The 13,776-nt window shown below is 60.7% G+C and carries 11 protein-coding genes; all 11 read right to left on the bottom strand.

The features are described from left to right. Positions 1-35: 35 nt before the first annotated feature. Positions 36-758, bottom strand: a complete 723-nt coding sequence (locus tag L4G42_RS23470) for an amidotransferase (RefSeq protein WP_237253858.1) — start codon at positions 756-758, stop codon at positions 36-38. 162 nt (positions 759-920) lie between these two features. Next, positions 921-3,065: a 3-hydroxyacyl-CoA dehydrogenase NAD-binding domain-containing protein gene (locus tag L4G42_RS23465; RefSeq protein ID WP_237261246.1), complete on the bottom strand. Its 2,145-nt coding sequence runs from the start codon at positions 3,063-3,065 to the stop codon at positions 921-923. 66 nt (positions 3,066-3,131) lie between these two features. Continuing rightward, a complete protein-coding gene (locus L4G42_RS23460; protein ID WP_237253860.1) occupies positions 3,132-4,337 on the bottom strand; it encodes an acetyl-CoA C-acetyltransferase in 1,206 nt (401 codons plus the stop codon). Between the two features lie 817 nt (positions 4,338-5,154). Continuing rightward, the gene (locus L4G42_RS23455; RefSeq protein ID WP_237253861.1) at positions 5,155-6,006 is read right to left on the bottom strand and encodes a transglutaminase family protein; all 852 of its coding nucleotides are present in this window, start codon (positions 6,004-6,006) and stop codon (positions 5,155-5,157) included. Next, on the bottom strand, positions 6,003-6,962 hold the full coding sequence (locus tag L4G42_RS23450) for an alpha-E domain-containing protein (protein ID WP_065989404.1): 960 nt from the start codon (positions 6,960-6,962) through the stop codon (positions 6,003-6,005). The genes L4G42_RS23455 and L4G42_RS23450 overlap by 4 nt, the downstream gene beginning before the upstream one ends. 12 nt (positions 6,963-6,974) lie before the next feature. Further along, a complete protein-coding gene (locus L4G42_RS23445; protein ID WP_074891898.1) occupies positions 6,975-8,384 on the bottom strand; it encodes a circularly permuted type 2 ATP-grasp protein in 1,410 nt (469 codons plus the stop codon). Between the two features lie 459 nt (positions 8,385-8,843). Continuing rightward, the gene (locus L4G42_RS23440; RefSeq protein WP_065989401.1) at positions 8,844-9,182 is read right to left on the bottom strand and encodes a ribonuclease E inhibitor RraB; all 339 of its coding nucleotides are present in this window, start codon (positions 9,180-9,182) and stop codon (positions 8,844-8,846) included. Positions 9,183-9,431: 249 nt separating this feature from the next. Beyond that, positions 9,432-9,668, bottom strand: coding sequence for a hypothetical protein (locus tag L4G42_RS23435; protein ID WP_237253862.1), 237 nt, complete (start codon positions 9,666-9,668; stop codon positions 9,432-9,434). 168 nt (positions 9,669-9,836) lie between these two features. Beyond that, the gene (locus L4G42_RS23430; protein ID WP_237259978.1) at positions 9,837-11,909 is read right to left on the bottom strand and encodes an LTA synthase family protein; all 2,073 of its coding nucleotides are present in this window, start codon (positions 11,907-11,909) and stop codon (positions 9,837-9,839) included. A 286-nt stretch (positions 11,910-12,195) separates the two neighbouring features. Next, complete coding sequence (locus L4G42_RS23425; protein WP_237253864.1) at positions 12,196-13,407, bottom strand: type II toxin-antitoxin system HipA family toxin; 1,212 nt, start codon at positions 13,405-13,407, stop codon at positions 12,196-12,198. After that, positions 13,404-13,655 (bottom strand): helix-turn-helix domain-containing protein, encoded by a 252-nt coding sequence (locus tag L4G42_RS23420; RefSeq protein ID WP_237253865.1) that lies wholly within the window; start codon positions 13,653-13,655, stop codon positions 13,404-13,406. The genes L4G42_RS23425 and L4G42_RS23420 overlap by 4 nt, the downstream gene beginning before the upstream one ends. Positions 13,656-13,776 lie beyond the last annotated feature (121 nt).

Raw genomic sequence — 13,776 nt, 5'->3', positions numbered from 1 at the left:
CCTACAATGATCATCACACCCGGCCAACCGCGCTCTCAGCTCACCGGACGCTTGTTCGCCACAAACCGCATCATCCATTCGGCAACCGCCGTGCCGTGGTGGTCTTCTTCGAGGCTGGCGATGCCCTCGCCGTAGACCTGCTCGCCCAGCGCGTCCTGACGGATGTCGAGCAAGGTGCGCGAGTAGTCGTGGATGAATTCCGGATGACCCTGGAAGCACAGCACTTGATCGTTGATGTGATAAGCAGCGAACGGGCAGAACTCGCTGGTAGCAATGACCGTCGCGCCTTCAGGCAGCGCAGTGACCTGATCCTGATGGCTGATCAGCAGCGTGAGCTTGTCCAGCGCCGGCGTCATCCATGGCTGGGTCGGTGCGAGGTTGTAATGATGAATGCCGACACCCCAGCCTTGTGAGGCGCGCTCGGTCTTGCCACCCAGCAGCAGTGCCAGCAACTGATGGCCGAAGCACACGCCGAGCAGCTTGTCGCCGCGCTTGTAGCGTTCGAGCAGGTAAGTTTTGAGGGTTTCGATCCACGGATCAGTGCCGAAGGAATCGGCCTTGGAGCCGGTGATCAGATACGCGTCGAACGGCTCGTCATCCGGCGGGTAAACGCCCTGCATGACGTTGTAGACGACGAATTCCGCAGGCACCGGCTGGCGGGCGAAGAGCTTCTCGAACATCCGTCCGTAACCCTGGTATTGATCGACCAGTTCCGGGCGAAGTACGTCGGTTTCCAGAATGCAGATGCGTAACGACATAAAAATTCCTGAAGCGACAAAAGCGAAAATGCGTGGGCACAAGCCTGCCTTGAAGGCCGGGGCAAGGCAAGGCCCAGTTACCGCGTTGCGCCGTCGTCAGCTGAACCCAGGCTGTACTTCTCGTTGATGAATCGGCCCTTCAAACGGCACAACGAGGTGCCGTTACTGGAACAGCGAGCCCTCCTCGGCTTTCTCCAGCAGCAGCGGAGGCGGTTGAAAGCGTTCGCCGTAGCGCTCGGCCAGGGTGCGGGCGCGGTTAATGAACGGCTTGAGCCCGTATTGATTGATGAACTGCAACGCCCCGCCGGTCCAGGCCGGAAAGCCGATGCCCAGCATCGAACCGACGTTGGCGTCCGCGGTGGAGCGCAGCACACCTTCTTCCATGCAGCGCACGGTTTCGAGGGCCTGAATGAACAGCAAGCGGTCGCGAATATCCTGGCCGCTGATCTGTGCGTCGGGCTTCTCGAACCGGATTTTCAACTCTGGCCACAAGTGCTTGGGCGCGGCGTCGGGGTAGTCGTAAAAACCGCCGCCGGAGGTTTTCCCTGCGCGATCAAACTCATTTAAAAGCTGCTCGATCACCGCGTCGGCCGGATGCCCGGCAAGCTCAACGCCCTGCTCTGCCAGGTCCTCGCGCGTCTGCTGGCGAATCTGGCTCATCAGCCTCAACGAGACTTCATCGGACACCGCCAACGGCCCCACAGGCATCCCGGCCTTGCGCGCCTCGGTTTCGATCATCGGCGCACTGACGCCATCGCCGAGCATGGCAATGCCTTCGTCAGCGTAGGTGGCGAACACCCGCGAGGTGAAGAAGCCACGCGTGTCATTCACCAGAATCGCGGTCTTGCCGATCTGCTGAACGAAGTCGAAGGCCCGCGCCAGCGTCATGTCGTTGGTGCGGGCGCCCTTGATGATTTCCACCAGGCGCATCTTTTCCACCGGGCTGAAAAAATGCAGGCCGATGAAGCGTTCCTGCCGACTGATGGCGCTGGCCAGTCCGGTGATCGGCAGCGTCGAAGTGTTGGACGCAATCACCGCGTTCGGCACCACCACTTGCTCGGCGGCGACGCTGACCTGCGCTTTCAGCTCGCGATTCTCGAACACCGCTTCGATGATCAGGTCGCAGCCTTCGAGATCGCTGTCGCGGCCCGTCGGCTTGATACGCGCCAGCACGGCGTCGCGCTGAGCCTCGGTGAGGCGGCCGCTGGCAACCTGCTTGTTCAGCAGTCTCGCCGAGTAATCCTTGCCCTTCTGCGCCGCCGCCAGGTTGACGTCCTTGAGGATCACGCTGACGCCTGCCACTGCCGTCACATAGGCAATCCCGCTACCCACCAAACCGGCCCCAAGAATGCCGACCTTGCGCATGTTGAACACCGGCGGCGCCTTGGGCCGCGCCTCTGCGGCCTTGACCTGATTAAGCTGAAACCAGCTGCCGATCATGTTCTTGGCGATGGGGCCGGTGGCGAGTTCGGTGAAGTAACGCGCCTCGATTTTTTCTGCCGTGTGGAAATCCACCTGCGCGCCTTCCACAGCTGCGGCCAGGATCTTCTCCGGCGCCGGGTAGCAACCCTGGGTTTTACTGCGCAAAATCGACGGGGCGATGGCCAGCATCTGCGCCACTTTCGGGTGCGCAGGCGTGCCGCCGGGTAACTGAAACCCCGGTTGATCCCACGCTTTGATCGGCGCCGGATTGGCGAGAATCCATTCACGCCCCTTGGCCATCAGGTCATCGGCGTCGCTGGCCAACTGATCGATCACACCCGTTTTCAAGGCGTGATCAACGTCCATCGTCCGGCCCTCCATCAGCAACGGCAGGGCTTTTTCCAGACCCAACATGCGCACCAGCCGCACGGTGCCGCCGCCGCCCGGGAGCAAACCGAGGGTGACTTCCGGCAAGCTCAATCTCACGTGGCCGCCGCTGATTGCAATGCGATGGTGGCAGGCCAGGCACAGCTCCAGGCCACCGCCCAATGCCGACCCCTCGATGGCGGCCACCACCGGCTTGCCGAATGTTTCCAGGGCCCGAAGCTGAGCCTTGAGGTCCATGGTCATCTGGTAGAAGGCGGCGGCGCGGGTGGCGTCGACCTGACTCAGCTCGTTAAGGTCGCCGCCGGCAACGAACGTCTTCTTCGCCGAACGGATGATCACACCGGCAATGGCCTCTTTGTCCGCCTGCAGACGCTCGAGCGTCTCGGCCATGGCCTGGCGATACGCCGCGTTCATGGTATTGGCCTGCTGGGCAGGCATGTCGAGGGTCAGCGTGACGATCTGATGTGGGCCGGTTTCGTAGCGAATGGCATCGGTCATGCGGTCGTTCTTCCTGAAACTGTTATCGGATAAAGGCGGTCGGCGAAGCGCTATCGTGCTCCACGCTCATACCCGCTCGATGATCGTCGCAATGCCCATTCCGCCGCCGACGCACAGGGTCGCTAGGCCGTAACGCAACTGCCGGGCTTCCAGCTCGTCGAGCAGCGTGCCGAGAATGATGCAGCCTGTCGCACCCAGTGGATGGCCGAGGGCAATCGAGCCGCCGTTGACGTTGACCTTGTCGGGGTCGACACCCAGGTCCTTGATGAACTTGAGCACCACCGAGGCGAAGGCTTCGTTGACCTCGAACAGGTCGATGTCATCGATGGTCAGCCCCGCTCGCGCCAGGGCTTTACGCGTGGCGGGCGCAGGGCCTGTGAGCATGATGGTCGGATCGGTGCTGGTCACGGCCGTCATCACAATGCGCGCCCGAGGCCGCAGCCCCAGCGCCTGACCTTTTTGCGCGGTGCCGAGCAGCATCAAAGCGGCGCCATCGACGATGCCGGAGCTGTTGCCCGGCGTGTGCACGTGCTCGATCCGTTCGACGTGGCTGTAGACGCGCAGCGCCGTAGCGTCATAGCCCATTTTGCCGATCGCCTCGAAACTCGGGCGCAGTTTGCCAAGCGCCTCCGGGGTCGTGTCGGGGCGGATGAACTCGTCATGGTCGAGCAAGAGCATGCCGTTCTGGTCCTTGACCGGCACCAGCGAACGGCGAAACGCACCCCGCTCCCGCGCCAGCGCGGCCTTGTGCTGGGACTGCACGGCGAACAGGTCCACGTCGGCGCGACTGAAGCCCTCAAGGGTTGCGATCAGATCGGCGCCGATCCCCTGGGGCGTGAAGTGGGTGTGCAAATTGGTTTGCGGGTCCAGCACCCAGGCGCCGCCGTCACTGCCCATCGGCACTCGCGACATCGACTCCACGCCGCCGACCACCACCAGATCCTCGAACCCGGAGCGGATCTTCATCGCCCCCAGATTCACCGCCTCAAGCCCCGATGCGCAGAACCGGTTGACCTGAACCCCGGCCACGCTCACAGCCCAATTGGCGACCAGCGCTGCGGTTTTGGCAATATCGGCGCCTTGATCGCCGATGGGCGTGACGCAGCCCAGCACAATGTCATCGACGTGGTGGGTATCGAGGTGATTGCGCACTTGCAGTTCTTTCAGCAGCCCTGCCACCAGATCCACCGGCTTGACGCTGTACAACGCGCCGTCCGGCTTGCCCCTGCCCCGCGGCGTGCGCAAGGCATCGTAAATAAACGCTTCGGTCATCCTGTCCTCGCTAACCCGATGAAATGCCTTTTTATATGTCAGACCGACAGTCGGACTGTCATGGGAGGAGTATCTATCACAGAGCGATATCACAGAGCCCGCTGTTTCGCCGGATCAATTGAAAAGGTAGCGGGTTGTGGGAAGTTTCGGACTCGGACGAACGGTAGTGAGCTATTGAACATGGGCAGTTATGCACGCAGGCGTCTAGCAAGCGAATATCTGAGTGATAGCTATTCGCCAACCGTGCTGAAGTTATAAAGCCGCGATTGGATAATCCTCAACGATCTAAGCCCCACAGCACGCGGGCTCTAAGGTTAAGTCAGTAGCAGTGGCGCCATAACAAAATCGTTTCACCCAGCGCCTGCCGCCCGCGATCTCCTGATCGGGGCACCTGCTCTTTTGCCTCACCTTTGCCAACCCTCGCCTTGGTCACGCCGAAAGCCTATGGGTTTCTGTCGCTCAGGAATAACAAGAAAAGGCATCTATCATGTTCAAGTTCAAGCGCTCGAAAATACGTCAGGCCGGATTAATTGTCTTCGCGACTACGCTGCTGCTGATCTTGCCGAACATGACGCGGCTGTTTGGCTGAGCACCCCGCACTTTGCAAGCGCAGACTCCCATGACGGACTCGCAGCTTTCCTGTGTGATACGGGCAAACCTCGGCCGCGCGGGTACCGCGTCGGTTCATCTCGAATATGGGGCGGATGGTGCGGGATCGGCGAATTGGATGGGATCAGAGCAAGGCTGCCCGGCGCGCTGAATAGCGCGCAGACCGGGCGGAGGCGGCCAAGCTGAACGCTCGACCGCCACGGGTTGATCAGCCCTGGCGTTGCACTTGAATCATCGGCCCCGGTACAGGCTTTTTCGCAGCCGTCGGAACAGCAATCGGCGCTGAGGGCGACACGACCACCTTAGCGTGCATTTGCTCGCAACCACCGCCACGGCGCATGCCGCGTACCGGGCAGGCATCCAGGTAATCCAGGCCGACCGCCAGCTTCAGATGCCGCTCCGGGATCGCCAACTGATTGGTCACATCGAAGCTGTACCAGGCGTCGTCAATCCACGCCTCTGCCCACGCATGGCTGGACAGATGCTCGCTGCTGTCACTGTAGAGATAACCCGACACATAGCGCGCCGGCACCCCAAGACTGCGGGCGCAGGCCAGAAACGCGTGGGTGTGGTCCTGACAAACACCCGCACGGTTGGCGAACGCCTGGGCGGCGCTGGTATCGACCGCTGTAGCGCCCGGCGTATAGGAGATGTGCTCGTTGAGCGCGTGCATCATATCGATCAGTGCGGTGCGGTCGGTGCGCTTGTGGGTCTGCGCAGCGGCGAAGGCGCGAATCGCCTCGTCAGCCTCGGTCAGGCGCGTGAAGCGCAGGAACGGCAGCGAAGACTGGGTCTCATGTTCTGCCTCGCGCTTCTCGTCGATCTCGACCTGCCCGCGCGCCCCGATCACGATCGCTTCATGGGGTTCGTCCAGGGTCAGGACATGGAGAATATTGCCGAAGGGATCGATCTGCGCACGCACCGGGCGCGGCAACGCCAACTGCCAACTCAACACCTGCTGGCGCTCGCTGTCGTGGGGGGTCAGACGCAAATACTGGATGCTGGCGCGGACCTGATCGTCGTAGTGATAAGTGGTCTCGTGGCTAATTGAGAGTCTCATGCAGCCTCCAGGTAAGAAGTGTGAATGACGCTACCCAGTTGGGCCAGAAGTGGAATGAATTCGTTCAACCACTCATGCAGGCCTTCATCGAGGATTTCGTCGATGCCGGTGTAGCGCAGGCGAGCGTCCAGCTCGGCGGCCAGACGCTGGGCGGGACGGCCATTGGCCCCGGGCAGACTGGCGAGAATGATGTCCAGCTCCTCCAGGCACGCACGCAATGAGCGCGGAATGTCCGCACGCAACAGCAGCAATTCAGCGACCTGACGGGCACCCGGTGCATCGCGATAGACTTCCGTGTAGGCCTCGAATGACGACAATGCGCGCAACAGCGCACTCCATTGGTAATAGCCGGCGGCGGAACTGTCTGCCGCCGCGTTGGCGGACGGGCCGCGCAATTCGAGCATTTCATAGCGCGCATCGAGCATGCGCAGGGTGTTGTCGGCGCGCTCGATGAACGTCCCCAGACGAATGAAACGGAACGCGTCGTTGCGCATGATGGTGCCGTAGGTTGCGCCGCGGAACAGGTGCGAACGCTCCTTGACCCACTCACAGAAACGGCTCATGCCGTAGCGACTCAAACCCTGTTCGGCGATGCCGCGAATTTCCAGGTAAGTGGCGTTGATGTTTTCCCACATGTCTGCGGTAATCCGCCCACGCACCGCATGGGCACTGGCCCGCGCCGCACCCAGACAACTGAAGATGCTTGCCGGGTTCTCGGCATCCAGCGCGAAAAAGTGCAGCAAGCGCTCGGCGTGCAGGTCGCCGTGGCGCTCCAGGTAATCGTCCAGGGTTCCGGTGATCAGCAGTGGCATGGCGATTTCATTGAGGCCATCCCCGCGTCCGTCCTGGGGCATCAGCGACAGCGAGTAACTGACGTCGAGCATCCGCGCGAGGTTCTCGGCGCGCTCCAGGTACCGCGACATCCAATATAAATCCGAGGCAGTTCTACTTAGCATTGGCAGGCATCCTTAATCCTCGACCACCCAGGTGTCCTTGGTTCCGCCACCCTGCGACGAGTTCACCACCAGCGAGCCTTCGCGCAGGGCAACACGCGTGAGACCACCGGGCACTACACGGGTTTCGCGGCCAGCCAGGACGAACGGGCGAAGGTCGATGTGGCGCGGGGCGATGCCGTTCTCGACGAAGGTTGGACAGGTCGACAGGCACAAGGTCGGTTGCGCGATATACGCGTGGGGCTTGGCTTTCAGCCGCGCCCGGAACGACTCGATTTCGGCGGCGGTGGCTGCGGGGCCCACGAGCATGCCGTATCCACCGGAGCCCTGGGTTTCCTTGACCACCAGATCGCCCAGGTTGGCGAGCACGTGGGACAACTCCTCGGGCTTGCGGCACTGCCAGGTCGGCACGTTCTTGAGGATCGGTTCTTCGTCGAGGTAGAAACGGATCATGTCGGTCACGAAAGGGTAGACCGACTTGTCGTCCGCAACGCCAGTGCCGATGGCATTGGCCAGCACCACATTGCCCGAGCGGTAGGCGGCCAGCAGGCCTGGCACGCCGAGCATCGAATCCGGATTGAACGCCAGCGGATCGAGGAACGCGTCATCGAGCCTGCGGTAAATCACGTCCACCGCTTTCGGGCCGTCCGTGGTGCGCATGAACACGCGGTCATCGCGCACGAAAAGGTCAGCGCCTTCTACCAGTTCGACGCCCATCTCCCGGGCCAGAAACGCATGCTCGAAAAACGCGCTGTTGAAGCGCCCGGGGGTCAGCACGACGACGCTCGGGTTATCCAGCGGGCTTGAGCTTTTCAGGGTGTCCAGCAGCAGATTCGGGTAGTGATCGATCGGCGCGATGCGTTGGGCGGCGAAGAGCTCGGGGAACAGCCGCATCATCATCTTGCGGTCTTCCAGCATGTAGCTCACGCCGCTGGGTGTACGCAGGTTGTCTTCAAGCACGTAATACGTGCCGTCGCCGTCACGCACCAGATCGACGCCGGAGATGTGCGAATACAGGTCGCGATGAAGATTCAGGCCCTGCATTGCCAACTGGTATTGCTCGTTGGCGAGGACCTGTTCGGCAGGGATGATCCCGGCCTTGATGATGCGCTGATCGTGATAGAGGTCAGCGAGAAACATGTTCAGCGCCTTGACGCGCTGAATGCAACCGCGCTCAACCACCCGCCACTCGCTGGCCGGGATGCTGCGCGGAATCGTATCGAAGGGGATAAGCCGCTCGGTGCCCTGCTCGTCGCCGTACAGCGTGAACGTGATCCCGGCGCGATGAAACAAAAGATCGGCCTCACGCCGACGCTGAGCGAGCAACTCAGGCGGCGCTTCGCCCAACCAGCGGGCGAATTCCCGATAATGCGGACGAACTATGCCGCCCGCATCGTACATCTCGTCATAAAAGGTGCGGATCATGCCGTACTCCTTGTCACCATGGACACCAGAGCCTTCGCAAGGCCCGTGCCATCGGCATAAACGCTTTAGTATCAATGGGTTGAATTAAACAGCCGGAGCGTCCGCACCATTCCTGTGCACGATGCGCCCTGACCCGTTGCCCGACGCTTCATGGCGAAGCGTCATGCGCTTTGAAAATCTATCGCAGGCATAGTCACAGTTCATTTCCGCGCGCTACAGCACCTGATCATAATCGCCCCATACCGCAGACCAACCCGCCGGATCTCACAAGGCGATTGGCTCAAAACCTTATTGGCAACACCACCCGATATTCCCTTTGCGCCGCTCCCAAGAGAGCGGCTTTTTTTTGCCTGTGATTCAGCTCGGTGCATCTCCCGCTCCACGCTTGGTCGTGGAGCCGGGAGACAGCGTTCGGCTATCTGCGCCTTGTTTTCGCGTCTGACTTTCAACGAAGCCAGGTCAATGAAGGCGCTTGAGCTCCTGTTTCACGCCCCATCCTTCAACCTCCCCGTCCAGACCGAAAATCGCGGTCTGGAAATCCTGCTCGAAGTCGCCTATCCCGTCGTAGGTCGCATACATCAACTTGCTCAGTTCCAGGTGCCATGCACCGTCTTCCAGAGCATTGAGCTGGACATTGACTGACTCGCCACGAAATTTTTCCGCAGCCTGACGCGCCCGGTCCTCATCCGGAAAGGTGGCATAGAACTCGATGGGGTGAATGCGTGCGAAGTCGAAACCGCCTTCTTTCATGCAGCGCAGAACATGGCTGCTGACGTCTTCTTGATAGGCTGTGCTCATGAAACGTCCTCCTATGCAACGATAGATAGAGTTTCAACTATCCCGAAACACCCCTCGATGGCGAGGCGTGTAGCGGCAGGTCATCTGCCGCCCGGGACTCAAGCATGTCGCTGACAAGGCCGGTGCGTTTTACAAAACGGGCATACGTACGCAAGCAAACTCGGGTAGATGCTTCACCGACCTCGCTGGCAGAGTACGCCCATTGACAGTGCGTTGCCAATTGGCAGGATGGCGGGAAATGCAGCCCTCTTACGAAGCCTCGACGATGGAGATGATCTGTACCGCGTTCTGCTCTTTGAGTGTCTTCACGGTGGGCTCGGCAGTGCGACCGTCGAGGTCGTTCAGATCAAGATCACTGGCGACCGGAAACAGGATCGGACGAAGTCGCTGCGCAGCCTCTTCTTCACTGGGACGGTGATCGGATTCAAGATCGAGGGCTTGCTGTACGCCGTCTTTGTCCAGAAACGAAATAGTCCACACTTTCATCAATGCCTCCTCAGTAAAGGCCGGACAACGGCCTAGTGATCTTGACCCTTGCAGCGCAATGACGTTCAACCCGAATCGTCAGCACACGCCTGACGCTAACAGCCTGACCCCATAGATCCGCAGGCAAAAAAAACGCCCCGGTCTCGGGGCGTTTTCATCAGGCTGCGGTCATTGTGGCTTGGCGTCCTTGACCCCTGCCGTGTTGTCCAGCAGGCTCTTGGTCGCGGTCTGCAGGAAGCTGTCGAGCTTCTTGCGCAACTCGGCGACGTCCGGCGCGTTCGGCATCAGCTCGGCGTGGGGCTTGGTGCCCAACTCGTAGCTGTACACCTTCGGCTCCATTTCCTTGGGTTCGATCAGGATCCGGTTGCCGGTGACCAGCGCCACGGTCTGCTCGCTGCCCGACGGCTTGATCACACCGAAGCCCTCGTCTCCCGCCGGCAGATTGAGCAGGTCGCGGCCCCAGCACTGGTGCACGGTATCGCCACCCAGGCGGCCCATGATGGTCGGCACGATGTCGATCTGCGTGCCGACGATGCTGCTTCGCTTGCCGAACTTGTCTTGCAGGCCCGGGGCGATCATCAGCATCGGGACGTTGAAGCGGCCCAGGTCCATTTCGGTGATCTGCTCGTTGTTGCCGAAGCCGTGGTCACCGACGACCACAAACAGCGTGTCCTTGTAGTAAGGCTCTTTCTTGGCCTTCTCGAAGAACTGACCCAGCGCCCAATCTGAATAACGCATGGCGGTGAGGTGTTCATCCAGCGTTCCATGCCCGGTGACGCGCTCGACCGGCAGATTCGCCGGCAGTGCGTACGGCGTGTGGTTGGACAGGGTTTGCAGCAAGGCATAGAACGGCTTGCCCTTGGCTTCGCGGGCTTTCAGTTCCTCGGCGCCACGGTCGAACATGTCCTGATCGGACACGCCCCAGGTCGGGTCCGAGAACACCGGGTTGACGAAGTCATTGCGGCCAATGAAGTTGGTCATGCCCTGGTTGCTGAAGAAGCCCGACTGGTTGTCCCAGGCAAAGTCACCGTTGTAGACGTACACGTCGTCATACTTGCGCGCGCTGAGCAGCTGCGGCAAACCGGACAGCTTGTGGCTGCCTTCCGGCGTCTGCATCAGGTACTCGAAGCCGGGCAGGTTCGGGAAGCAGGCCATGGTCGCGAACATGCCCTGATGGGTGTGCGTACCGTTGGAGAAGAAACGATCGAACAGCAGACCTTCCTGGGACAGTTTGTCGAAGTAAGGCGTGATGTTCGATTCGTCACCCAGCGCACCCACCGAATGGCCGGCGAAGCTTTCCATCAGGATCACGACGACGTTCTTGATCGGCAGCGTGTTGGCCGGCGGCGGCGTGAAGTCACGACGCACAGCGGCTTTGTCTGGATCGATCAGCTTTTCGTTGGCGGTCAGCAGCATGTCGCGGACGATCTGTTGGGCTTCGGCCTGAGGCAGCGTCGCCTTCCAGATATTGTCGCGGTCTTCGGACATTCGGCTCTTCGCCGCCGCGATCAGCGTCAGCGTGCCGTTCAGGCCCAGGGTGTTGGCGAAGTTGGAGTCAGTGGTGTACGCATCGCCCCAACGCAGCGGAGGGCCCTGACGCAGGGTGCCGCGTGCGGCGATCACCGCGACCACCAGGCACAGCAGGAAGACAACGGCGCGTTTGTACAACGGCGCGACCACACGGTTGTCGGCGCTGGCAACGTTGAACCCGCCACGCGGCCGGGTTACGCGATCAACGCCTTTGAAGATCAGGCTCAGCAGCCAGGTCAGCAGTGCCCACGCCAACAGATAGCGAACCACCGGATAGCCGTACCAGATCATGCTCAGAACGGTTTTCGGGTCTTCTTTGACGTACTGGAAAACCAGGCCATTCAGGCGCTGGTGGAATTCACGGTAGAAATCCATCTCCATCAGGCCGAAGAACGCGGTCAGGCTGGCGACCAGCGTCAGCCAGAAGCGAAAGACCCCACGGGCCGCCATCATGCGCGCGCTGAACAGGGACAGCAGAAGGGGAATCAGGATGTACACGACCAGACGCAAATCGAATCGCAGGCCATTGCCGAACGCCTCGACGAACGTCGAAACCGGCGTCTCACCGATGCCTTCGCGGTTATAGACCAGCAGCGCAACGCGCAACAGGGTGTACAGGACCATCAGCACCAGGCCGCTCAGGAGCGTATAGGCCAGGTGCGATTTGACGGTAGGTTGCGGCGCGCGCGCCGGGGCGTCCGTTTTGGCCATGTGTTGTGGGATCCGTTGGATTCAGGTTTAGGTTCAAAAAGCTGTGCGCTCGACCACATCGAAATGCCGGTCCGGGCTGCGGGGGCCAAATATTACGTGAACCCTCGCGGTTTACCACCGATCCCGCGCATTCTTCATGACGGATCGGCTTAAACGTTTATCTCAATCAGTTGGCAGGCTCGGCAGTTGGCGGGCTTGGCACGGCGCGAATCTTCCCGAAGAAACGGTGAAAATTCCGTTGATTAATGTCCCCTCTCATATTTTCTTACAAAGCCTTGAATCGCGATTAAACCTTGAACGTCTGGGCATACCGCTCGACGGCGTGTTCGATGGCTTCGAAGACATGGGGTGCGTGGGGGGTGAGCGAGGCGTTTTCCTGCAGCGACGTCTGCACTGCCGCGATCAGCCGCGCGATGCGCACGTTCGGTTTGCGTATGTCACAGGTCGACGCCAGGCTCAGAATGCCGAGCCGCGATCCGAACAGGCTTTTCGAGCCATCCAGGCGCAGGGCGAGCGCGTCGTCTTTTATATACGCGGTGGTGTTGACGATGTCGTAGGCCGGTGCCAGCTGAGCGTCCGCTCCCAGCGGGTCGCGATACAGCACCCCGAAGTTCTTCAGATGGGCATCGCCGTTGCCGACCATGCAACTGAGCGCGACGATGTCGAAGAACTGATCCAGCGAATCACGCACGTGCTCAGGCGCGCAGAACAGGCGAATGGCCTTGGCGATGTTTTCGTAGCTGGAGTCGTATTTCTGTTCCGTGCCCAGGCCCATCAGCACGGCCATGTCCTCGAAGCCGATGGCGCGTTGCTCAGCGTCCCGATCAAAGCGGCGCATGACGAACAGCTGGCGGTTATCCGACAGATAAAATTCCGGTACCGGCATGCCGGCTCTGCGCGCAGCGTCCATGCACACGTATTCGTTGACAGCCAGCCCGGGGAAGTCCGCCCTCCCCGACTTGACGATCAATTCAGGCATCAACAGCGTGGCTTTCGGGTCCGTAACGAAATCCGAGTCGGGCACGATGACTTTGGGCTGAACGCCTGAAATCCCTGTGCGCAAAATATACTGATCGACCAGTTCGGCAAACAGATCCTGCGTCCCGTCCCAACTGAGTATCTGCCCCAGACTTTTGCCTGCGACGGGGCCCGCGCCACCCAGCAGGTCGTCAATCATGGGCGATGCCACGGCCACGCGGCCGACCGGCGAACCGCTGCCGGTCAATGCCATGAGCAGCATGGGGTTGATGGGCGTGGTTTTAGCGAGGCGATTGCGCAACTGTTCCAGCACGAAGCCTTCGGGCAGGTTCATCTGGAAGACGGGATGCAGGCTGCGCGATACGTAAGCCGCATCGCGAACGCCCATGGTCAGGCTGATCTGCGACTCCGGGCTGGCGTCCAGGCCGTAGCGAAACAGGTAGTCGCCGGGCTCCGACGCCGACAGCTCACCGCTCTCACCCTCCGGGGTAAAAATGCGTACACGATCCAGCGGTTTCACTGGAACACCTCGCGCAGCTCTTCAAACGTCGGGCGTCGGGCGGAAACGACTTTTATCTCGGCATTCAACGCGGCCAGAACCTTGGCGTAGAAATTCACCGCCACGGTCGGGCTGCCTTTTTCGACTTCGGCGAGCTTTTGCCGCGTCATGCCCGACTGGTAGGCCAGCTGAACTTGAGTAAGGCCGCGGGATTTACGCATGTCTTCGATCTGACTGCCCAACCGTTCCAGCAATAACGTCGCGTCCATTTGTCACGCCTGCATAACATTCAACAATGAATGGAATGTATACGTGACATGAGTGACGATCAAGGAGAAGTTACGTTTACCTGACATCGGCCCATGGATGTCAGGTTTACGTAACATAATC

Source organism: Pseudomonas petrae (assembly GCF_021728295.1).
Lineage (GTDB): Bacteria > Pseudomonadota > Gammaproteobacteria > Pseudomonadales > Pseudomonadaceae > Aquipseudomonas > Aquipseudomonas petrae.
Note: the sequence above shows the minus strand (reverse complement) of the source record. Positions and strands in the feature narration are given on the sequence as shown.